Raw genomic sequence first — 20,229 nt, 5'->3', positions numbered from 1 at the left:
ATGTCAAACATTGTGGTGATCCCCGCCGTTCCCTGTGATCACTCACCGTCACCCCGTTACATCCCCTGGTGAGCGGGTATCGAGTGCTCCCATGCAAGGGAGGCGACGTTGCGATGTCCGAACGACTGACCGAGCGGGGGGTCGGTGACGTGACCGACCGGCGCTTCGGCCACCTGGCCGAGGCGTCGACCGCCGAGCTGGTGCGGCACCTCAGCGAGCAGAGCGCCCGCCTGGTGCGCGAGGAGCTCCGCCTGGCCCAGTTGGAGCTGCGGCAGAAGGGCGGCCGCGCCGCCAAGGCCGCCAAGATGTTCGGCGGCGCCGGGGTGTGCGCGCTCTACGGGGGCGGCGCCCTGATCGTCGCGGCCGGGCTGGCGCTGGCCCTCGTCCTTCCCGGGTGGGCCGCCGCGTTGATCATGGCCGGCGTCCTGTTCGCGGTGGCCGCGGTGATGGCCCTGCAGGGCAAGTGGCACATGGGCATGGCCACGCCGCCGGTGCGCACGGCCGACAGCGTCCGGGCAGACGTCCATGAGATCCAGCAACGCACCAGGGGCAGGCGATGACCACATACGACCGCGATCCACTGGTCGCGGAACAGCAGCACAGGGTCGAGGAGACGCGCGCCGAGCTCGGCGCCACGGTGGAGGCGCTGGCGTCGCGCGCCAACGTGCGGGCGCGGGCCCAGCAGAAGGCCGGCCAGATCAAGTCGCGGGCCCGGGAGAAGACCCCGGACGCCGCCGCCCGCCACCCGCTGGTCGCCATCGCGGGCGTGGGCGCCGCGGCGGTGGCGGTGTACGCCGTGGCCACCCGGATCCGCACGGGCAGCCTGCCGCTGTCCGAGCGCGCCCAGGCTTTGCAGCGCTCGATCGGCGGGCCGTCCGGCATGTTGTCCGGCGCGTCGCGGCGACGCGGGCGCATGCGCGGCCGCCGGCGCGCACCGAGCGGCGTCTTCGGCGGCGCGTTGTCGCGACGCGCCCCCATCCGCCGGGGCAACGCCCTGCAGCGCGCCCTCGGCATCACACCGGGCCGGCACACGCGGCGCATGGGACGCGGCGGCATGTTCGCTAGCCGTACACCGATGCGCCGGGGCACCGTTCTCCAACGCGCCTTCGGCATATCACCGAGCGGCAGCATTTATTCGAGGCGCATGCGAGGGCGCGGCATGGTCATGGGAGGCCCGTCGATGCGCCGGGGCGGCACGCTTCAGCGCGCCCTCGGCACCGGTACCCCGAGGGGGAGGCTCGGACAAGGCGGTCCCTGGTTCGACCGCGGCAGTCCATGGTTCAGCGGAGGCCGCAGCCGCCGCGGCCTCTAGGCGCGGCCTCTGAGGAGGTGCGGTCTCGCGTACCGGACGTGGACGCGACGCGACGCCGCACCCGCATCTGCCTCCGCCCAGGCTGTGGCGGCGGCTGGGGCCCTGCCCCACAGCCGCCGCCACAGCCCTTTTCTCTGGCCAGAGTTGCTTGATCCTGTGGGACGTACTGGCAGGGCCTACCGAGCGGCGTACGCTGCGCGGGCATGGAGGGGCTGTTCGTCTACGGGACGTTGCGTTTTCCTGAGGTGCTGCGTGTCCTTCTAGGTCGGGTCCCAGAGATGCGTCCGGCGACGGCGACAGGGTGGCGTGTGAGGGCGCTGCCAGGGGTCGTGTACCCGGGGATGGTGGCCGTCCCGGACGGTGTGGCCCAGGGCATGCTGATGACCGGGCTCAGTGAGGACGAACGCCGTCTCCTCGACGCCTACGAAGACGACCTGTACGATCCCACGCTCATCACGCTCGACGACGGGCACCGGGCTTGGACGTACGTGTGGAAAGGGTCCACGGAGCCCTACGACTGGGACGTCGAACGGTTCGCACGCGAGGAACTGCCTTCGTATGTGGACCGCTGCCGCATGTGGCGCCGCACGTTCGGTTCATGACAGGTCGCGCAGAGACACACGCACGACAGTTCCCTGGCCGGGCTCGGAGAAGAGCTGCGCGCCGCCCCCATGCGCGGCGGCGATGGCGGCGACGATCGGCAGGCCCAGCCCGGTGCCGGACGAGCCGTCCCCGGCGCGGTGGAACCGTTCGAAGGCGCGCGCCGCGTCCTCGGGGCCCATGCCCGGCCCCTGGTCGGCGACCTCGATGAGGACGCCGCCGCCGTCGCGGCGGAGCCGGACCGTGGCGGCGGTCCCCGGCGGGGTGTGGGCGCGGACGTTGGCCAGCAGGTTCGCCAGGACCTGCCGAACCCGGGCCTCGTCCACCGTCGCGACCAGCTCGTCCGGCGCCTCCAGCGCGACCGGATGGTCGGGCCCGGCGGCGGAGGCGTCGGCGACCGCGTCGCGGGCCAGCGCGACCAGGTCGACGCGGACGGGACGCAGGGACGCCTCGCGGTCCAGCCGGGCCAGGTCCAGCAGGTCGCCGACCAGGGCGCTCATGCGCCGCGCCTCGTCCTCGATCCGCCGCATCGCCTCGGGCAGCTCGTCCGGGCCGAGCGCGCCGTGCCGGTACAGCTCGGCGTACCCCTGGATGGTCGTGAGCGGCGTGCGCAGCTCATGGGAGGCGTCCGCGGCGAACTCCCGCACCCGCGCCTCGGAGCGGGCGCGCGCCCAGAACGCCTGCTCGATCCGGTCCAGCATCACATTGATCGCGGCGGCGAGCCGGGACGCCTCCGTCGACGGGCCGGCGTCGGGCATGCGGGCGCGCAGGTCCCCGCCGTACGCGATCGCCTGGGCGGTCGCGGCCATCCGGCTGAGCGGCAGCAGGCCCCGGCCGATCAGCCGCCGCCCGGCCAGGGCGAGCGCGGCGACCAGCACGGCCGCGGTGACCAGCTCGGCGACGACCAGGTTGCGCACGGCCGCGCGGACCTCGTCCAGCGGCGTCGCCACGACGACCACGCTGCCGCCCCGCATCGGACGGGCCACCGCGCGCATCCCGGACAGCGAGAACGGCTCCAGCGACACCGCCCGAGCGCGGATCGCGGCGGGGTTCATGCCGCCCACCGCCGTCACCGCGGCCCGCGGATCGGGGTCGCCCCCGCTCAGCACCCGCACCCGGCCCGCCGGGGTGACGGCCAGCACCACGTACCGCGGCGGCGCGACGCCCTCCCCGGGGAGCCCCGGGCGGACGAGCCGGGCCACCGCGCGGTCGCGGGCGGCCCGCAGCTGATCGTCGACCCGGTTCATCAGGTAGGCGTGCAGGACGAACCCGCTCACCCCGCACATGATCAGCAGCCCGGTCAGCGTGACGCCGATCAGGCCGGTCATGAGCCGGGCGTTGAGCGTCATGGGCGCAGCGCGTACCCCACCCCGCGCCGGGTGTGGATGAGCGGCGGGCCGAGCGGGTCCAGCTTGCGCCGCAGGTAGCTGATGTAGGTCTCGACGACCTGCGGGTTGCCGCCGCGGTCCCAGCCCCACACGTTCTCCAGCAGTTGCGCCCGGGTCAGCACCCGGCCGGCATTGCGCATCAGGTACGCCAGCAGGCGGAACTCCGTGGGCGACAGGTCGATCTCGACCCCGGCGCGGCGCACCGTCCAATGCGCCTCGTCCAGTTCCAGGTCGGCGACCCGCAGGATCTCCCTGCCGTCGTCCGGGCGGGCCGCCGCGGCGGACGCGGCGGGGGCGGCGCGGCGCAGCACCGCCCGGATCCGGGCCACCAGCGCGTCGATCGAGAACGGCTTGGTGACGTAGTCGTCGCCGCCGAGGGTGAGCCCGGTGACGGTGTCGGACGGGGTGTCCCGCGCCGTCAGGAAGATCACCGGGGTGTCGTCGCCCGCGGCGCGCAGGCGTCGGCAGACCTCGAACCCGTCGATGTCCGGCAGCAGGACGTCCAGCAGGATCAGGTCGGGGCGGCGTCCCGCGTCGGGCGCGCGGGCGGCGCGCAGCGCCTCGGCCCCGGTGCGCGCCGCGACGGTCTGGAAGCCGTGGAAGCGCAACGCGGTTTCGATCAGGTCGCGGATGTTGGCCTCGTCCTCCACCACCAGCACCCGCCGGTCCTCGCTCATGGCCTCCTCTGGTCGCCACGGGTCGCATGCGGGGCGGCGCCCGCCGCCGTCGCCCGAACGTTACTGCAGGACGTCAAGTCGTCCAGGCCTCCGCAGACAGCCGGACCCCCGCCCCGGGCTGTCGCGGCGGCGGGGCGGGGGCCTGCGGGGGACGTCAGTCCTTGGGGATGCGGAGGACGGCTGCGGTGCGGGTGTCGCCCGTGCGCCGACCGGCCACGATGACCTTGTCGCCGGTGGCCACCGCCGAGAGCTGCGCCTTCTCGCCGTCCTTGCGGACGCGGGTCTTGGCGTCGGTCGTCCACTGCCACGAGACGCCGTCGGCGCTGCGCACCGTCACGACCGCGCCGGACTTGCCGGTGACCTCGCCGCGCTGCCACGTCACGACCTGGAACCCGCCGTCGCGGCCGCGACGCACGGTCGCCTCGCCGTGCACCCCGCGCGCCGCCAGGCCGCGCCGCTGCCACAGCCCCGGGTGCCGTTCGCGCAGCTTGCCGTGAGACACCGTCGCCGGCGTCTCGGGGGACGGGTCCGCCAGTGCCGGGACGGTCACGAACAGCCCGAGGCCCAGCAGCCCCGCGGCACCGGCGCCCGCAATCAGGGTCTTGGTGTTCATCCGCATGCGGCACAGCCAAGCAGCCTCGGCTGGGAGACGACCCGGCACGAACCTGAGAGAAACCTGGGAATCGTCTGACAGCCACCTGTCCGGCCGCGTCTCCGGCGTGCTGCTCGCCCTCTTGCTCGGGTATTGCGACCTCCCGGATGGCGGGTCTCGACGGCACAAGCGGATGCTCACCGGACGGCAGAGACCTTGCACCCGCCGTCCGACCGCCCATGGGCGACGCGAAGTGCTGATCAGATTGTTCTGCCCTCCATCGAGGAACCGCGACGACACGACCGAGCCGGCTGTTGGTACATGAACAGCGCGTGCGTTACGCAACCGCGAACTCGGAACTGATGCCCGGTGAACTCATCTAAGACGCGGACCGCCGCATCGAACTGCTTCTTGGCCCCCCGCGTGAAACCACCTCCGCTGGGCGCCGAAACCGTCGTCCCCGAATCCTGTCGGCGCCGCGTTCCCGCGTGAGATCGGCGGCGCCTCATCGATCCGTCCGTCTTTACGAAGGGACGTTGAATTGTCAGACCCGCGGGGAATGATGCGGTGCATGAGCAGAGACACCCATTCGGGATTGCGGTGCCCGCACTGCCAAACGGCTCTCGCGCTCGTCCCGGCCGCGGACAATCCGGCCGCGTCCGTGCTGTCCGTGCCCATCCGGGACGAGACGCCTCCGCCCGTCCACGAGGTTCTGGCCGTGTACGCGGGCCGCACCAGGGACGCCGCCGTCGCAATGCGCGGCGCGGCCCGCGTCCGCGAAAGCTTCAACCGCGCCCGCAGGGCCGCCGCGCGGCGCCGCGCCGCCCAAAGGGCCGCCCAGCAGCGCCCGGTCCGAAGCGCCTGACCAATTCCGTCCCACGCCCCTGACTCTGCCTTTCTCCTCCCGCAACACCCCGATCCAACGTCTCCTCGCCCGGGGTCCCCGCACGAGCGCCACCCCAGCACGTCCGCAGTCGTGAATCGGCGAAGGACACGACCGCCGCAGGCGCGACCAAGCAGACCATGAGGCTTTGTCGGCGGCAGCCCCCCGCCCCGACGACAACGGCGCACGGCGAGTACAGCAGCTCGCCCGCCGCGAACTCCACACCCCACACAACGTCGACCGCGCCATCGTCCGGTGAAGCCGGCTGCCTGGAAGAAGATCGACAGCCAAAGAGTTCACTTCTCACTCACCCGACGGCCGCTGCCCCCGACACACCATGCGTCACCCCTGCGGCCACCCGATCAGCGGGCCCCTCTCAAAGACGAGCAAGCAATGCGTGGACTGACTAGCGACGGCGACTCGAAACTCGGCCTGCGCACCCTGACGGCCGCCAACCTGGCGCAAGCACCCTTCAGCCGTGAAGCCGTCGTCGCGTTCTCAATGACCTCGGCCTAGCTGACCAGCGGAGTCATCACAGGACTGCCCGGCTGCCGCGCGTTCGGCGGCCCGCACCTCCGCGTGGGAGCCACGCCGCTGCGAGCAGGAGACCTCCCAGAAGACTCCGTTCGCGCAAGACGGCATCAGCCGGCCCCACGGCCACCTCACCATGCGTCGCCGCAGCAACCGCCCGGTCAGCACGGTCACCTACAAAGACAAGCAAGCAATGCGCGGGCCGTGTACAAAGCGCAGCCGCCCCCTAGTCGTGCCACACCGCCTGACTGCCGGGCGGCCGGCGGACAGCGCGATCAGCCCCACCTGGCAATGGATGCGCGCGAGCACCTGCAGGGCGCATCAGCCGACCTCAATCCGCATGAGCGCCCCGTCAGCGCGGTCGCCTGCGGGGACGAGTGAGCGGTGTGCTGGCAATGACCGCTGAGGGCTCGGCCCGCTGGTCGGGTTATGCGGGGGCTCGGTCTGGGGGTGGGGGCGGGTCGGTGAGGAGGGCTTGGACGGCGGGGCGGAGCAGGCGGGCTATCTCGTCCGGGGGAGCGTCGGCGAGCGGCGGCAGGTCGAGCATCTGGTGGCCGAGGGTGACGCCGAGCATGAGCGCGGTCGCCAGGGCGGCGCGGAGGGCGGCGTCGTCGCCCGGCAGGGCGGCGGCGAGCCGGTCGATCTGGTCGGTGAGCGCGGAGCGCGCGGCGGCGGCCGCGTCGGGGTGGGTGAGCATCGAACGCAGCGTCGCCTGCGACACCGGCGGCAGGCCGCCCAGCTTCACGCGGAGCGACTCCAGGAAGTTCTCCACCACGTCGTCCGGCCCTTGGTCGGCCTCCGGAGCGGCCGAGGCCCGCACGGCCCGTTCGAACAGCCTCTGCTTTGAGCCGAAGTACTGCATCACCAGGGCCGGGTCGACGCCCGCCGACGCCGCCACGGCCCGGATGGTGGTGCGTTCGAAGCCCCGTTCGGCGAACAGGGTGCGGGCCGCCGCCAGGATGCGCTGCTCGGATCGGCGGCGGCGTTCGGCGCGGCTGGATCCCACCCGTCGAGCCTACCGTTCACTCAACGCTTGTTGACTGAAATCGCCCCGTCCACATACGCTCAACGCGCGTTGAGTGAACGGAGGGGCCATGGACGCGATCGTCGCGCGCTACCACGAGGCGATGTGCCGCAAGTCGGCCGACGCGCTCGCCGACCTGTACGCCGAGGACGCGGTGCACGAGTTCCCGTTCCGCGCGCCGGGCTTCCCGCCCCGGCTGGAGGGGCGGGAAGCGATCCGGCTGACCTACCGGGAGAAGTGGGGGGCCAGCCCGGTGGTGCTCGACCGGGTCGGCGACGTCGTCACGCACCGGACGACCGACCCCGAGGTGGTCATCGTCGAGCAGGTGGCGACCGGCGCCGTGGGCGGGCCCGGCGGGCCGCGGTTCGCCATGCCGGGTCTGCTGGTGCTGCGGATCCGGGACGGCGAGATCACGCACTGCCGCGACTATCTGGACGGCCTCGCGCTCGCCGGGCTCGCGTCCTGAGCACGGCGAGGAGCCAGGGGCACGGGGGCTCCCCGGGCTCCTCGCCGCCCGCGCGGCTCAGCGGGGTGCCGCGTCGGTCCAGGCGGCCGTGAGGACCGTGGTGGACGCGAGCGGGGTGCCCGCGGGCAGGTGCGCGTTCACGCCCGCCGGCTTGAGCACGACGATCTCGTCGCCGAGCGCGTTGCCGGACGCCGGGTCGACGATCAGCCGGTGCTCCAGGACGCCGTTGGGCGTCTTCAAGGTCACGGCCACGGCGGCGCCGGTGCGGCCCTGAGCGTCCTTGACCTCGCCGACGGAGCGCACCGACTTCAGCCCGGCGAGCATGCGGAAGGCCGCCGCGCGCACCTCGGGCTTGACCGGCATCTCGACGACCAGCCCCCGCGTCACCTGGAACAGCCACTCGTCGGCGGCCATCGGCACGCTGGACGACTCGGTGTCGTGGCCGTCGTACCAGCGCAGCAGCGACTTCTTCAGCCGCGCCGGGTCGGCGGGCAGCGACCGCAGGTCCTTCATCGAGACGTTGCGGCCGAGCCAGAACACCTTGTCGCCGTCCACCAAGGGCGTGCTGCTGAGGCGGGGCTTGCCCGGGGCCGCATCGAGTTCCGCCATCTTGGGCCGGACGGCGCCGCCCGCCTTGTACACGACGGTCGGCTTCATCCGGAACGTCGACGGCGATCCCGCGCGCTGCCAGACGGCCCGGTCGGCCTGGGTAACGGGGCGGCCCCCGAGGTTCTGCTGCCGGCCCCACTGCTTGCCGCCGGGTGCGCTGGGCGTCCAGCTCTCGTTGCGCTCCTCGAGCACGACCGTGTAATCGCCCTGCGGCGATGTCGCCCGGAAATAGTTGCGGGCCATGGTCGCCACGTACCAGTAGGCGCGGACGTCCTCGGTCTGCTTGTCCGCGTGCTCGGCGGCCGTGAGCAGGACGGTGCGGGCGTCGAGCGCGCGAGGAGCGGCGGACGTGCCCGACTGCGCGGGCGTCGGAGCGTCGGTGCCGGTGAGGGCGGTCGCGGCGACTAGAGAGGCGGTGGCGGCGGCGACCAGCCCCAGCCCCCACATGGGGCGGATGCGGCGTCGCGCGACGGCCCCTTCGACGTGGGAGAACGCCGTCTTCGCGCGTGCCAGCTCGGCCTCGCGGACGGCGGGGTCGACCGGGGCGTCCGGGTCCAGCTCGGCGGGGCGGGCGGCGGCCAGCGCGCGCAGCACGTCGCGGCTCATGACAACTCCTCACTGATGATCTGCACGGGGGGACGTTGCGCGGCGCGCCTCGCCGGCGCCTCGTCGGAAGGGGGATCGTCCGCGGCGCGCCGGAGCCGGCGCCGCGCCCGGTGCAGCCGGACGCGCAGCGCGGCCGACGAGCAGCCGAGGACGCGGGCCGCGTCGCGCGGCGTGAGGCCCTGCCAGGCCACGAGGATCAGCACCTCGCGGTCGGCCTCGGGCAGCGCGCCCAGGGCGCGCAGCATGGCGTGGCGTTCGGCCACGTCGTCGGCGATGTCACCGGCGATGTCACCGGTGATGCCGCCGGCGGACTCCGCCGTCCAGCGCCGCAGCTCCTGCGCGAACGCCTCGCGGCGCCGCTCGGCGCGGTGGTTCTCGCGCAGCACGTTGCGGGCCACGCCCAGCAGCCACGGCAGCGGCGGATCGGGCACGTCGCGCAGCCGCCGCCAGGCCACCGCGAAGGTCTCGCTCACCACCTCGTCGGCGATCTGCCGTCCGGCGCGCGCGGCCGCGTACGCCCACACCCGTTGGCGGCAGTCGTCGTAGATGGCGGTGAAGCGTCGCTCGTCGTCGGGCGCCTCGCCCGGCGCTTCATGGGGCACCGCCCGCACCTCCGTCCGTCCCGGTGTGTTCCGTCACCAGGTAGTGGCCCGGACGGCGCCATCGTTACCGGACGGGCGGAAAACGCGCTATGAGGCGATGAGCGACTTCTCGAAGTGAACGACGGAGCCGGGCGCGTGCGGCCGCGGGCCGATGCGCAGCTCTTCGGTGAAGGCGCGGATGAGCTGGAGTCCGCGGCCGTGCTCGGCGCCGAGCGGGGCGCCGCCGCGGTCCCAGGTGGACGGGTCGGCGGAGCACTGCCCACCGTCGATGACCTCGACGACGCACACCCGGTCGTCCAGGTGCGCGTGGACCTCGTACTCGTCCCCCGCGTTGGCATGCCGGATGACGTTGGCGCAGGCCTCGCCCAGCGCGAGCGCGATGTCGGCGCGGATCTCCCCGGTGACGCCGAGCCCGCTCAGCGACGCGTCGAGCGTGCGCCGGGCGAGCGGCGCGCTGCGCGCGTTCCTCGGGAGGGTCATTTCTATTACGACCTCCATGCCGGACGCCCTCCATTCCCCTCGTTGCTGGGTGTCTGCCCGGGGAGTGATTTCGAAAACGCGCGCCGTCCTGTATGCGCCGAATATCATGATCGTTTCGTCGGAACGTTCCACGCGAATGGGGACGGAAGCGGCGGCCGAGGTCATCGCACGGCCGATCCGAGGCCGGGCCCGGGAAGATTGTTCGCCTTCGGGCCCTCAGCCGAGCAGGCCGTCCGGCTCCAGGCCGGTCAGCAGACGGGCGACGTCCAGCCCGGTCGTCAGGTACTCGACGAACAGCCGGTTGTTCAGCGCCCACGGAGAACGGTGCCGCCGGATCAGGAAGACCGCGTCGTCCGCGGTGAACCCGAGCGTGACCAGCGTCTGCGCGACGACCAGTCCCGACCGGTTGTAACCGGCGCGGCACCGCACCAGCACGCGCCGCCCCGAACGCACCGCCCACGCCGCCCGGTCGGCCAGCAGGCACACGGCCTCCAACTGCTCGGGGCGCAGCGGCCCGTCGGGCAGCTCGAACAGATGGTGCTCGACCCAGGGCGCGGGCCCGTACCCGTCCTCCCGGTGCAGGCTGATCACGATGTCGAACTGATCGCCCACGACCGCGGGGGCGAGCCCGCCTCCCCCGACGCGATACCGGTGTCCGCCCATCCACAGGCCCGGAACGATCTCATTCCACGGAGCGTCGGCTTCGGGCGCTCCATCGCGGCGCTCGGTCCGCATCACGCACTCCCACTCGCGTTCCCGGTCGATAGTGTTACGGACGCCGAGCCCCGTTCAGTTCGATCTTGCCGGTGGTCCTAGTCCGCCCCGTGGAACCGGCGGTGCAGGGCGCGCACCTGTTCGTCCAGGCCGGGCACCGGGCCTTCCACCACCACGTCCGGCGCCACCTCTTGCACCGGCAGCATCCGCACCGGAGGCCGCGGCACTCCCAGCTCGTCCAGCCACGACGCCAGCTGCGCCGACGACGCCACGTACACGATGCGCCCCAGCCCCACCCACGCGTGCGCGGCCGCGCACATCGGGCAGTGCTCTCCGGACGTGTAGACGGTGGCCTTCGCGCGCTCCTCCGGGGTCATGTTCGACGCCGACCACCGGGCCAGCGCGAATTCCGGGTGCTGCGTCCGGTCGCCGCCCGCGACGCGATTGCGGTCCTCGCGCCGCACGACGCCGTCGCCGTCGACCAGCACCGAGCCGAACGGCTCGTCCCCCGCCTCCAGCGCCTCCGCCGCCAGCTCGACGCAGCGCCGCAGGCACCGCAGTTCCCGTTCGTCCACCATGCCACGCATGTTAAGGACCGCCCCCTTCGACTGGTACGTTCCCGAGCTAATGATCATTTAGCGGAAGGAGCGGAATTGTCCTTGTCCGGGACTCCCTTCGTGCTGCTGCACGGCTTCTGGCACGGCTCCTGGTGCTGGGCGTCCGTCACCGCCGAACTGGCAGCGCGCGGACGCGTCGCGACGGCCGTGGACATGGCGGGCCACGGGTTGAACGCCCGCCGTCCCACGGCCGCGTCGGCGCGTCCTTTCGACGAGGCAGCGTTCGCGGCCGCTCCCTCGCCGGTCGCCGGGGTGTCCCTGGACGACGCCGCCGACCTGCTCACCGCGCAGCTCAAGAGGCTCGGACGTCCGTGCGTCCTAGTCGCCCACAGCATGGGCGGCAACGTCGCGACCCGTGTCGCCGAACAGGCTCCCGACCTGGTCGCGCACCTGGTGTACGTGACGGCGTTCATGCCGTCGTCGGGCACGCCCGCCGGCGCGTACATCACCGAACCCGAGAACGCGGGCGAACTCGTCTCCGCCGCCGTCCGCACTGACCCCGACGTCGTCGGCGCCCTGCGCCTGGACGTCGCCTCACCCGACCCCGCCTACCGCGCCAAGCTGCGCGAAGCGTTCTACAACGACATCGCCCCCGACGTCGCCGACGCCGCCATGGCCCTGCTCAGCCCTGACGGGCCCATCGGCATCGTCAAGGGCTCCACCGACCTCACACCAGAGGGGTGGGGGTCCGTCCCGCGCACCTACGTCATGTGCATGCGGGACAACGCGATCCGCCCCCGGCTCCAGGAGCGCTTCATCACCGAAGCCGACGCCGCCTTCCCCGACAACCCCACGAAGGTGGTCCGCTTGGACGCCTCCCACTCGCCGTTCCTCTCCCAGCCGGAACGCCTCGCCGAAATCCTCGCGTCCATCGCGTAGACGACCTGGCGGATGACGTGCGCGTCCGCCGCCAAGCCGCGAAACGGTCGGCGACGGTCTCGTCTGAGAACCGTCGCCGACCAGCGCACAGGCACGGACACCGACTTGAGTGCCGTCACGTCCGTCGCTGCCTGTTGACACCACTCCACTTCCGAACGCCCCTGGCTTCCCAGCACTGCGGCCGACCAGAACGCTCTGGCAGGCCTGGTTAGAGTGGAGGCGCTCGGCTGCCGCCATCGCCTCCACCCCCGGCTCGCCACCGCCGAACAGCACGGCCCCGACGCCGTCGATCAGGCGCGCATCCCCCAGTCGAGGTCAGACGGCCTTCAACGCGTGCCCATGCCCCCCACGGGCACGCGTTCGGCCCCGTGGCCCATCCGCCGTGTACGCGTCACGTCAGGCGGATGGGTCACGCAAGTACTCGCCCTGCGAGACCGGCGGTTCTCAGCCCCACTGTCCAGGCTGGTAGTCGCCCGCAGGCTGCTGGGTGATGACGTTGATCCGGTTGAAGGCGTTGATGAGGGCGATGACGGCCACCAGCGCGGCGAGCTGGTCCTCGTCGTAGTGCTCGGCCGCGTTCGCCCAGGCTTCGTCGCTGACACCGCCGGCGGCGTCGGCGATGCGAGTGCCCTGCTCGACGAGCTCCAGCGCGGCCCGCTCGGCCTCGGTGAACACCGTCGCCTCCCGCCAGGTCGCGACCAGGTTGAGCCGCACCTGGCTCTCCCCCGCGTGCGCGGCGTCCTTGGTGTGCATGTCGACGCAGGCAGCGCAGCCGTTGATCTGGCTGGCCCGGATCTTCACCAGCTCCTGGGTCTCCCTCGGCAGCGTCGAGCCCGCCAGCACCTTGTCGACCGCAACGAGGTGACCGACGACCTTCATCGCGAGGTCGTTGCCGAGGATGTTGAGTCGAGCTTCCATGAGGACCTCCTTGTCGCTTGTCAGCTCCACCCCGTTGACGAGACCGACCTGCCCGGATGTGACCAGCAATCGATGTGACACCCACCTCACTCCCGCAAGCACAGGGAGAACCCCTGCCGAAGCCACCGACGTGACGGCCCCCTCCAAACTCGGCCTGCAGAGCTCGATGTCCAGCAGGTTTACCTGGATGTCTGTTGCCGAGGCGGAACACTCCGGTGTCGCCTCGGCGCTGTAGGGGCGGCGCCGTTTGGGCCGTGGCCGGTGCTGAGCCGGGACGGCGACGCGCTTGGTCGTCATCCGCGATGGTGTGAGCACGGCATCTGCGAGTTGCGTTGTGCGTTCCCATAGCGACAACCCGTGTTCATGGTGGCGCCGCATGTCGCCTGTGCAAGGCGCAGTACGTCCTGCCTCGCCAGGCGAAGGGAGCGAACAACGGCAGCGAAGGAGCTGTCAGATCGCACGCGCCCATGCTTGAGTGGCCACGCAGCCGTGCTCGGGGCATGCAAGCTTTCCACGTTCGCCCATGTGATGGTTTCGCCGACCAGCGGGGAGGCGCGGCTTACCGTGACCGCACCCGCACTGCGGAGGTCAGCGACTGTCCCAACGAGGAGTTCCAGCTCTCGGTGCAGGCTTGCTCCGAACACGGTGTCCGGGGTCGGAGCGTCGGTGCCCGCAGCAGGGTGGCTCCCGTATCGGCCAGCCGTCGAACGTTGTCCGCCGCCCGCGAGTAGGGCGCCATCCCATGGCGGTCAAGGTCAGTCGGCGCACCCCTCGTCCCCGAGCGCCTCGGCGAGCCGCGTGTCCTCCGCCAGCGCTGCGGTACCCCGTTCACCGAGGGTGCTCTCGACGGTGGCCAGCGTCGGGCCGACCAGGATGCCGGCCTCGGCCATGCGTTCGACCAGGGCCGGGCCCAGCTCGTCGTCCGCCAGGACGTGGACCACCACGTCGGGCTGTGCTCTCTCGGCCGGGGACCGGCCTAGAGAGCAGTGCCGGTGGTGGCCGCCGGTCTCGATGGAGTGCGGGTTGGTCGACCGTGCGTGCGGGGGCGTAGTCGGCGTCATGCAGCCCACTCGCTGTCTTACGCGGCACGCACATGCGACCACTTGGATGTCTCGCTTCTCGGGTAGGGCGGATCCGGCGTCGTGCGTCGCTCGTGTTGCAGAGGAAGGCCGGTGACGCGCGCTCACCATCAAGCTTCGCGGTTCGGTCCGGGTGCGCCGACGTTTTGAGCCCGGCGCCTGCGGTGCGGCGGCGTGCGGCTGGGCGGGTGCGGACGGGATCGGGTGGGGTGCGGCGCTTACGGGGCAAGCCAACGGCGTGCCTCATCTCGCCAAGCGTTCCCAGCGAGCAGATCAGCCGAGGACGAAGGGGACTCTCGTCGCGAGCTCTCCCAACGCTGCCTTCTCCGTCTCGCTCGGAGCCCGACGTCCCGTGCCCACGAGCAGCGCGTCCTCGTCCGTGAACGACGCAGGGAACGGGACGCCCGCGATTTCTTCCAGCATCGCGCGGGATCGAGCCAGGCCCTCAGCGGGCGGTCCCGTGACACCGGGCAGGTGGGCGATCAGGTCGAGGTGGTGCAGCGTCCACTCCATGACGTAGGCCGCGAGGTAGTCCCCCACGGTGAGCACCTCGTCGCGCGTGCCGACGCGCAAGTCGAGGTCGGCGAGCTCGGCGGCGCGGCCTGCGGCGGAGCCGACGTCGTCCAGGTGGAACTTGAGCAGGCGAGGCTCCTCGTACGCGGCGGCCAGCCGGACGGTCAGCGCGTCCAGCGGGTCCTCGCCGGTCGGGGGTTGGTCGAGGACGTTCCAGTAGGTCACGGCGTTGACGGTCGGCTCCCCGTCGGCGGGCGTGGCGAGAGTGATCAAGACGTCCTGCGCGTCGATGATCAGGTGGCACACCAGGTCCCGGACGAGCCAGCCGGTGCAGCCGGACGGCCGTTCGAAGCTTTCGTCCGGGAGTTCGGCCACCGCCGTGCGCAACGCCGTCCACGAACGTGAGAAGAGATGCACTCCGGCACGGTAATGCCGCCTCGGAAGCACGAACAAACACATTGTGCGGGCACCGAACCCGGAAGCCTTCTCGTGTCCTCAACGAGCAGCGGCAGCACGCAGACCTGACCTGCGCGAACACACACGCCGATGTCGCAGCGCACAGACCTCCACCAGGCAGGTCGCGATACGACGCTCCTCCCAGCACGAAGTCGTAGCGAGCTGGGCGAAGTTCAATGAAGCAAAGCCGCGGCTTCTGCCGCCGACGGCCCCCACCGGGCGTCGGTCAAGCATGGCTTCGTCGAGAGGGTTGATATGAGCGCGGCGACATCGTTCTAGGCTGCGATAGAGCGTTGCAGACCGTCCGGCGCCGCAAGGCCAGATGGCCGGACGGCGAACGTCACCGGCAGAGGCAGAAGCGACGCAGTTCACGGTGAACGAGCTAGCCAGTATGAGCAAGGACAACGTGTCGCAGATCAAGCACGGCTCGAACGAACCGGCCGTCGGCGCGCACACCACCGCGATCTATGGGGCAGATGTCAGGGCGGCGTACACCGGGCTCGCCGCCTTCCGGTTCGCGCTGCACGGCTCCAGCGGCGTCGAGGGCGTCGGGTCATGACCGCGCCGCGGGAACATCCCAGGCAGGTGGTGGGCGTCGGTGCCCTGCTGCTGCGGCCCGACGGGAAGGTGCTGATCGGCCACCGGATCAAACAGGGCGAAGCCGCCTCCTGGTGCCTGCCCGGAGGACACGTCGAGCCGGGCGAGACCTTCGAGCAGGCCGCACTCCGCGAGATCGCCGAAGAGACCGGCATCCGCGCAGTCACCGACGCACGCGCCTTCACCGTCGCACTCCGCACCGACGTTGAGATCACCCACGTCACCGCAGGCGTCGTGGCCGAGACCACCAATCCGCAGGACCAACCCACACTGCTCGAACCCGAGGTGTTCGACCGCTGGACGTGGGCCAGCCCCCAGTCGCCGCCGGAACCGCTCTTCCCGGCCACCGCCGCCCTGCTGCACGCGTGGACCAACACCCCGACTCCCCAAGGCTGGAACTGCTACCCCATAGGCGCTCTGCCGGATCCCGCGACGGTCCCGCAGAACACCCGATGAGCCACCCGCGCATCTTCGGTCTGGACGGCACGCTCCTGCCTGGGGACGACGGCGCGTCTGGGAATCTCCCGTAGGCTCGGCTGCCTGGACGACCTGGTCGAACTGGAGGCGTCCTTCACCGCGGCGGGGTGGACACCCACGGATTCGCCACGCTGATCAATCGGCACTGGCGGAATCTGACTTCTGGAATTGTGGCGGAGGTGTTCGCCTGCTCCCCCTAGATCGGCGACTGCGCGAGGTCCTGGCCAGTATCCGACGGCGCGGAGAGCACTCCCTCGTCATCACCCTGTTCCCCGACGTCTTCGTCGACGGGCTGCGCGACCTGGGCGTCGACGAGTCGCGGTCTCCCGGTTCCCCGCGCCGCCATTACGCTGCGCGTTTCCCGAAGACATGGTCGTCATTGCCGGGCGCAACGCACGGCACTCGCCCTAGACCGCGACGCACGTGTGGGGTACGGCGACTCCGGCTCGGACATCGCGCTGTTCTGGAGACTGCGCCACACCGTGGCGGTCAACGCCGGCGGCGGCCTGCGCGACCTCGTCTCGACTCCGCTACGACGGCGATGACCTGCGCATGCCCCACGAGTTGATCCGGGACCGACGTCGAAAGACGCCGTCCTCTCGGGTGCCCTCGGCCGGTTTCGGGTGAGTGCGATCCGCACGGCTCCGCCGCAGTGATCTAGTTCGGCCTTTGGGCCCGGCTCATGCCGCACCACCATCCCTCTTCGCGGGATGAGCCCGTCGAGCGTCAACGCGCTGCGGGCCGGGGACTCTGGTGCCCGCGGCAGAATCGCTGCAGCGATCGCAAATCTCTGGTGCTGAACTTCCTCGATTTGCCTCATTCCCGGTCGCAGTGCTGGGGCGCTCGAGCAATCCGAGGACAAGCCGAAGGTGGAGCGCAGGGCCGATCACGGCACGAGTACCGGAAGCGCCACGTCAGGCGATTGTCCCCACCAAGCCACGCACAGCGATCGCAGCGGCCGACATTGTGGAGCGATCCACACAAGATCATCGTACGTTGACGCATGTCCGTCACCACACTGCATCACGCGCTGTGCATCCTCGGCGGGTTCGTCTTCATCCCAGAGCATCTGGCCCTGCTCCACGCCGACGATAGGAGTCCGGTATCGAGGGACGCTGATCACGTGCTTGAGCGTCTCGTGACCGGGTCAACCACGACCGGCTGATCTCACTTCTGGGCTTGCCGACTGATCTCCACGGTGTTCACCCTTGATCGTGCAGGAGCGGACATCGAGTGATCGGTGTGAGCGTTCAAGAAGCGGCTGGTTCTCCCTGACATGGCCGGCTGTGGGATCTACTTTAGTGTGAGAAGCTCAGGTGGAAGGGTGATGGCACTTGGATATAGCGACGGTGTCGCAGGCGGCGGCGTCGATCGCCGCCACCGGTGCGGTGTCGGGTTTGGCAGAGGATGCGGCGCGGTCGTTCGTGCAGCGCATTCGCGATCGCATCCGGTCGATCTTTGCTGGTGACGAGCGTTCGACGGACGCCTTGGAGGGCGCGATCGCCAATCCCGATGACGAGTCGCAGGTGAGCGAGCTCGCGTCGGCGCTGGCCTACTACGCCCGCAAGAACGAGGAGTTCGCCCGTCAGCTGTCCGAGTGGGCCCGCCATCATGCCGCAGCCGGGGTCACTCAGAACGTCAAGGCGGGCCGGGATGCTTATGTATCCGGCCGTGACATGACGGTGTACCCGCGCCCGGCCGACTGACACCGATGATGCCGTTCTCCTCCTCGCAAGGGCCGTTCAATGACTGGCTTTCCTTCACTCAGGAGGTGCGTGCAGGCCGGGACACTTTCACAGCCGGACGGGATCTGTTCGTCGGCCTTATCCCTGACGTTCCTGCCCGCGTACCGCGGTCGACGTATCTGAGCCAGGTCAGGCAGATCTTCCCTGGTGAGTTGGAAGGGCGTGAGGCCGAGCTCGCGGAGCTGGCGGAGTTCTGCACTCGGGAGCATGGGCCGTCGTATGTCTGGTGGCAGGGGCCGGCGTGGGCGGGCAAGTCGGCGCTGATGGCCACCTTCGTGCAGAACCCTCCGCCTGGGGTGCGGGTGGTGTCGTTCTTCATCACCGCGCGGTGGGGCGGGTACAACGACCGGACTGCCTTCTTGAATGCGATGGTTCCGCAACTGGCGGAAATCGCGGAGCAGGCGTTGCCGATGCCGCTGCCCGAGACGCACCTGCAGGGGTGGTTCTTGTGGTTGGTCGACGAGGCCGCCCAAGCTTGCGCCAGTCGGGGCGAGCGGTTGGCGCTGGTGGTCGACGGGCTGGATGAAGACCGGGGGGTGACGCGCGGCAGCAGTGGGCACAGCATCGCGGCACTGCTGCCCGGCGATCCTCCGGCGGGGGTGCGGGTGATCGTGGCGGGCCGACCGAATCCACCGGTCCCCTCGGATGTGCCCGATTGGCATCCGTTGCGAGCTTCGGAGATCGTCCGGCCCTTGGAGCCGTCGCCCGCGGCGACCGCGATCCGCGACCATGCCGAGCGCGAGCTGGACGGATTGCTCGATGGCGGTGGCCTCGGCCGGGAGCTGCTGGGATTGCTGGTCACTGCGGACGGTGGTCTGTCCGGTGAGGATCTGGCGGAGCTGACCGGGCAGCCGGTCGGCGAGATCGAACGCATCCTGAAGGCGGTGACCGGCAGGTCCTTCGCTCCCCGTGGCGCCCAGTGGGGCGGGTCCGGCTCGCGTCGGGTGTTCGTGTTGGCCCACGAGGAACTGGTGCAGGCGGCGAGATGCTCCCTGTCCACTGAGGAGATCGCCCGGTGGCGGGAGGCGCTGCACGATTGGGCCGAGCGCTACCGACGGCAGGGCTGGCCGCCCGGGACACCCGAGTACCTGCTGCGCGGGTACCTGTCCATGCTGCGTGACGCCGGTGACCTGGAGCGGATGCGGGCGCTGGTCACCGACTGGGCTCGACTGGACCGGATGCTGGACGTCAGCGGGGGCGACGCCGCCGCGCTGGCCGACCTGACCACCGTCCAGGAGTACATCCGCGACCAGGACGACCCGGACCTGACCGCCAGCCTCCACCTGGCGTGGACCCGCCACCACCTCGTCCGACGAAACAGCCACATCCCAGCCGACCTGCCTGCGGCATGGGTGCTTCTTGGCAACCCCAACCGCGCCGAAGCACTGGCCCGCTCCATCGCCAACCCGCACGAGCAGACCATCGTCTTGGGCAGCTTGACCCGAATGCTGGCCGAAGGCGGGGAGGTGGAGTGGGCTCGTCAGGTCGCCGCCACCGCCGAAAGAACCGCCCGCGCCATCACCAACCCGCAAGCACAGGCATCCGCATTGAGCAACTTGGTTCGGGTGCTGGCCCAGGTCGGGGAGGTGCATCGGGCTCGTCAGGTCGCCGCCACCGCCGAGAAAACCGCCCGCGCCATCACCAACCCGCAAGCACAGGCATCCGCGTTGAACAGCTTGGTTCGGGTGCTGGCCCAGGTCGGGGAGGTGGAGCGCGCCGAAAACGTCGCCCGCGCCCTCACCAACCCGCAAACGCAGGCGCAGGCGTTGAGCGATTTGATCCGCGTGCTGGCGGAAGCCGGGGAGGCGGAGCGGGCCGAGAACATCGCTCGCGCCATCACCAACCCGCACGAGCAGATATCGGTGTTGAACGGCTTGGCCCGGATGCTGATCCAGGTTGAGGAAGGGAAGTGGAACCGTCAGGTCGCCACCACCGTTGAGAGAGTCGCCCTCTCAATTCCTCACTCGTCCGGGCAGGCATCGGTGTTGAGCGGCTTGGCCCTGGTGCTGGCCGAGGACGGGGAGGCGGAGTGGGCTCGTCGGGCTGCCATCACCGCCGAAAGATCCGCCCGCGCCATCCCCAGCCCGCACGAGCAAGCATCAGTGTTGATCGGCTTGGCCCAGGTGCTGGCCGAACTCGGCGAGATGGAACAAGCCCGGCAGGTCGCCGCCACTGCCGAAAAAGCCGCCCGCACCATCCCCGGAACATCCGACCGAGTATCGGCCTTGAACAATGTGGCCCGGGTACTGGCCCGACTTGGAGACCTGGAGCAGTCCCGACAGATCACCACCACCGCCCAGGAAACCGCCGGCGCCATCCCCAGCCCGCACGAGCAAGCATCAGTGTTGATCGGCTTGGCCCGGGTACTGGCCGAACTCGGCGACACGGAGCAGGCCCGGCAGGTCGCCGCCACTGCCGAAAAGGCCGCCCGCACCATCCGCATCCCGCACACTCAGACATCGGT

The 20,229-nt window shown here is 70.9% G+C and carries 22 protein-coding genes; 10 read left to right on the top strand and 12 right to left on the bottom strand.

Features of this window, described 5'->3' with window-relative positions; translation table 11 throughout:
• Positions 1-113 precede the first annotated feature (113 nt).
• From AR3_RS05550 to AR3_RS05540, 3 genes are all read left to right on the top strand, one after another.
• Positions 114-560, top strand: a complete 447-nt coding sequence (locus tag AR3_RS05550; protein WP_083950976.1) for a phage holin family protein — start codon at positions 114-116, stop codon at positions 558-560.
• A complete protein-coding gene (locus tag AR3_RS05545; RefSeq protein WP_067909425.1) occupies positions 557-1,312 on the top strand; it encodes a DUF3618 domain-containing protein in 756 nt (251 codons plus the stop codon). Before AR3_RS05550 ends, AR3_RS05545 begins: the two co-directional genes overlap by 4 nt.
• 203 nt (positions 1,313-1,515) lie before the next feature.
• Positions 1,516-1,914 (top strand): gamma-glutamylcyclotransferase family protein, encoded by a 399-nt coding sequence (locus tag AR3_RS05540; RefSeq protein ID WP_067909422.1) that lies wholly within the window; start codon positions 1,516-1,518, stop codon positions 1,912-1,914.
• Here the strand turns inward: AR3_RS05540 and AR3_RS05535 are convergent.
• The 3 genes from AR3_RS05535 to AR3_RS05525 all read right to left on the bottom strand — a co-directional run bounded on the left by AR3_RS05535 (position 1,909) and on the right by AR3_RS05525 (position 4,590).
• A complete protein-coding gene (locus AR3_RS05535; RefSeq protein ID WP_067909419.1) occupies positions 1,909-3,261 on the bottom strand; it encodes a sensor histidine kinase in 1,353 nt (450 codons plus the stop codon). The genes AR3_RS05540 and AR3_RS05535 overlap by 6 nt on opposite strands.
• On the bottom strand, positions 3,258-3,977 hold the full coding sequence (locus tag AR3_RS05530) for a response regulator transcription factor (protein WP_067909417.1): 720 nt from the start codon (positions 3,975-3,977) through the stop codon (positions 3,258-3,260). Before AR3_RS05530 ends, AR3_RS05535 begins: the two co-directional genes overlap by 4 nt.
• 154 nt (positions 3,978-4,131) lie before the next feature.
• Positions 4,132-4,590, bottom strand: a complete 459-nt coding sequence (locus AR3_RS05525) for a hypothetical protein (protein WP_157406622.1) — start codon at positions 4,588-4,590, stop codon at positions 4,132-4,134.
• Positions 4,591-5,140: 550 nt separating this feature from the next.
• Between AR3_RS05525 and AR3_RS05520 the strand changes: the two genes are divergently transcribed.
• Positions 5,141-5,434, top strand: coding sequence for a hypothetical protein (locus AR3_RS05520; RefSeq protein WP_067909591.1), 294 nt, complete (start codon positions 5,141-5,143; stop codon positions 5,432-5,434).
• 976 nt (positions 5,435-6,410) lie between these two features.
• Here AR3_RS05520 and AR3_RS05515 read toward each other — a convergent pair.
• Positions 6,411-6,989 (bottom strand): TetR/AcrR family transcriptional regulator, encoded by a 579-nt coding sequence (locus tag AR3_RS05515; RefSeq protein ID WP_067909411.1) that lies wholly within the window; start codon positions 6,987-6,989, stop codon positions 6,411-6,413.
• Between the two features lie 88 nt (positions 6,990-7,077).
• Here AR3_RS05515 and AR3_RS05510 point away from each other — a divergent pair, with 88 nt between their 5' ends.
• Positions 7,078-7,473 carry a nuclear transport factor 2 family protein gene (locus AR3_RS05510; protein WP_067909408.1) on the top strand — a complete coding sequence of 132 codons (396 nt, stop codon included), beginning with the start codon at positions 7,078-7,080 and terminating at the stop codon, positions 7,471-7,473.
• Positions 7,474-7,530: 57 nt separating this feature from the next.
• On the opposite strand, the gene AR3_RS05505 is transcribed toward AR3_RS05510, so the two are convergent.
• From AR3_RS05505 to AR3_RS05485, 5 genes are all read right to left on the bottom strand, one after another.
• A complete protein-coding gene (locus tag AR3_RS05505; protein ID WP_067909405.1) occupies positions 7,531-8,688 on the bottom strand; it encodes a CU044_5270 family protein in 1,158 nt (385 codons plus the stop codon).
• A complete protein-coding gene (locus tag AR3_RS05500; RefSeq protein WP_227023254.1) occupies positions 8,685-9,290 on the bottom strand; it encodes an RNA polymerase sigma factor in 606 nt (201 codons plus the stop codon). The genes AR3_RS05505 and AR3_RS05500 overlap by 4 nt, the downstream gene beginning before the upstream one ends.
• Positions 9,291-9,377: 87 nt before the next feature.
• Positions 9,378-9,770, bottom strand: a complete 393-nt coding sequence (locus AR3_RS05495) for an ATP-binding protein (RefSeq protein WP_227023255.1) — start codon at positions 9,768-9,770, stop codon at positions 9,378-9,380.
• A gap of 216 nt (positions 9,771-9,986) precedes the next feature.
• Complete coding sequence (locus tag AR3_RS05490) at positions 9,987-10,505, bottom strand: protein-tyrosine phosphatase family protein (protein ID WP_067909399.1); 519 nt, start codon at positions 10,503-10,505, stop codon at positions 9,987-9,989.
• A gap of 77 nt (positions 10,506-10,582) precedes the next feature.
• On the bottom strand, positions 10,583-11,062 hold the full coding sequence (locus AR3_RS05485) for a nucleoside deaminase (protein ID WP_067909396.1): 480 nt from the start codon (positions 11,060-11,062) through the stop codon (positions 10,583-10,585).
• An 81-nt stretch (positions 11,063-11,143) separates the two neighbouring features.
• Here AR3_RS05485 and AR3_RS05480 point away from each other — a divergent pair, with 81 nt between their 5' ends.
• Positions 11,144-11,980: an alpha/beta fold hydrolase gene (locus AR3_RS05480; RefSeq protein WP_067909393.1), complete on the top strand. Its 837-nt coding sequence runs from the start codon at positions 11,144-11,146 to the stop codon at positions 11,978-11,980.
• Positions 11,981-12,424: 444 nt separating this feature from the next.
• Here AR3_RS05480 and AR3_RS05475 read toward each other — a convergent pair whose 3' ends face one another.
• The 3 genes from AR3_RS05475 to AR3_RS05465 all read right to left on the bottom strand — a co-directional run bounded on the left by AR3_RS05475 (position 12,425) and on the right by AR3_RS05465 (position 14,907).
• Complete coding sequence (locus tag AR3_RS05475) at positions 12,425-12,898, bottom strand: carboxymuconolactone decarboxylase family protein (protein WP_067909585.1); 474 nt, start codon at positions 12,896-12,898, stop codon at positions 12,425-12,427.
• A gap of 755 nt (positions 12,899-13,653) precedes the next feature.
• On the bottom strand, positions 13,654-13,959 hold the full coding sequence (locus tag AR3_RS30300; protein WP_146150326.1) for a hypothetical protein: 306 nt from the start codon (positions 13,957-13,959) through the stop codon (positions 13,654-13,656).
• A gap of 291 nt (positions 13,960-14,250) precedes the next feature.
• A complete protein-coding gene (locus tag AR3_RS05465; protein WP_067909387.1) occupies positions 14,251-14,907 on the bottom strand; it encodes a maleylpyruvate isomerase N-terminal domain-containing protein in 657 nt (218 codons plus the stop codon).
• Positions 14,908-15,337: 430 nt separating this feature from the next.
• On the opposite strand from AR3_RS05465, the gene AR3_RS30295 reads away from it, so the two are divergent.
• The 4 genes from AR3_RS30295 to AR3_RS05450 all read left to right on the top strand — a co-directional run.
• A complete protein-coding gene (locus tag AR3_RS30295; protein ID WP_157406620.1) occupies positions 15,338-15,505 on the top strand; it encodes a hypothetical protein in 168 nt (55 codons plus the stop codon).
• Positions 15,502-15,999: a nucleotide triphosphate diphosphatase NUDT15 gene (locus AR3_RS05460; protein WP_067909384.1), complete on the top strand. Its 498-nt coding sequence runs from the start codon at positions 15,502-15,504 to the stop codon at positions 15,997-15,999. Before AR3_RS30295 ends, AR3_RS05460 begins: the two co-directional genes overlap by 4 nt.
• A gap of 1,355 nt (positions 16,000-17,354) precedes the next feature.
• Entirely contained in the window at positions 17,355-17,726 is a 372-nt protein-coding gene (locus tag AR3_RS05455) for a hypothetical protein (protein ID WP_106258937.1), read from the top strand.
• A gap of 5 nt (positions 17,727-17,731) precedes the next feature.
• The coding region (locus tag AR3_RS05450) for a tetratricopeptide repeat protein (RefSeq protein WP_067909378.1) at positions 17,732-20,229 on the top strand (2,498 nt) is incomplete at its 3' end.

Origin of the sequence: Actinomadura rubrobrunea NBRC 15275, from assembly GCF_001552235.1 — a bacterium.
In the GTDB taxonomy this organism is placed as follows: domain Bacteria; phylum Actinomycetota; class Actinomycetes; order Streptosporangiales; family Streptosporangiaceae; genus Spirillospora; species Spirillospora viridilutea.
The sequence above is the reverse complement of the archived record's forward strand: the minus strand, read 5'-3'. Positions and strand labels throughout refer to the sequence as shown.

What these genes read in the sequence shown, in the direction of transcription:
- AR3_RS05530 (WP_067909417.1), bottom strand. Translation starts at nt 3,977, where the DNA reads ATGAGCGAGGACCGGCGGGTGCTGGTGGTGGAGGACGAGGCCAACATC.
- AR3_RS05490 (WP_067909399.1), bottom strand. Translation starts at nt 10,505, where the DNA reads ATGCGGACCGAGCGCCGCGATGGAGCGCCCGAAGCCGACGCTCCGTGG.
- AR3_RS05460 (WP_067909384.1), top strand. Translation starts at nt 15,502, where the DNA reads ATGACCGCGCCGCGGGAACATCCCAGGCAGGTGGTGGGCGTCGGTGCC.
- AR3_RS05550 (WP_083950976.1), top strand. Translation starts at nt 114, where the DNA reads ATGTCCGAACGACTGACCGAGCGGGGGGTCGGTGACGTGACCGACCGG.
- AR3_RS05520 (WP_067909591.1), top strand. Translation starts at nt 5,141, where the DNA reads ATGAGCAGAGACACCCATTCGGGATTGCGGTGCCCGCACTGCCAAACG.
- AR3_RS05525 (WP_157406622.1), bottom strand. Translation starts at nt 4,590, where the DNA reads ATGAACACCAAGACCCTGATTGCGGGCGCCGGTGCCGCGGGGCTGCTG.
- AR3_RS05505 (WP_067909405.1), bottom strand. Translation starts at nt 8,688, where the DNA reads ATGAGCCGCGACGTGCTGCGCGCGCTGGCCGCCGCCCGCCCCGCCGAG.
- AR3_RS05540 (WP_067909422.1), top strand. Translation starts at nt 1,516, where the DNA reads ATGGAGGGGCTGTTCGTCTACGGGACGTTGCGTTTTCCTGAGGTGCTG.
- AR3_RS05475 (WP_067909585.1), bottom strand. Translation starts at nt 12,898, where the DNA reads ATGGAAGCTCGACTCAACATCCTCGGCAACGACCTCGCGATGAAGGTC.
- AR3_RS30295 (WP_157406620.1), top strand. Translation starts at nt 15,338, where the DNA reads ATGAGCAAGGACAACGTGTCGCAGATCAAGCACGGCTCGAACGAACCG.
- AR3_RS30300 (WP_146150326.1), bottom strand. Translation starts at nt 13,959, where the DNA reads ATGACGCCGACTACGCCCCCGCACGCACGGTCGACCAACCCGCACTCC.
- AR3_RS05545 (WP_067909425.1), top strand. Translation starts at nt 557, where the DNA reads ATGACCACATACGACCGCGATCCACTGGTCGCGGAACAGCAGCACAGG.
- AR3_RS05485 (WP_067909396.1), bottom strand. Translation starts at nt 11,062, where the DNA reads ATGGTGGACGAACGGGAACTGCGGTGCCTGCGGCGCTGCGTCGAGCTG.
- AR3_RS05495 (WP_227023255.1), bottom strand. Translation starts at nt 9,770, where the DNA reads ATGACCCTCCCGAGGAACGCGCGCAGCGCGCCGCTCGCCCGGCGCACG.
- AR3_RS05535 (WP_067909419.1), bottom strand. Translation starts at nt 3,261, where the DNA reads ATGACGCTCAACGCCCGGCTCATGACCGGCCTGATCGGCGTCACGCTG.
- AR3_RS05510 (WP_067909408.1), top strand. Translation starts at nt 7,078, where the DNA reads ATGGACGCGATCGTCGCGCGCTACCACGAGGCGATGTGCCGCAAGTCG.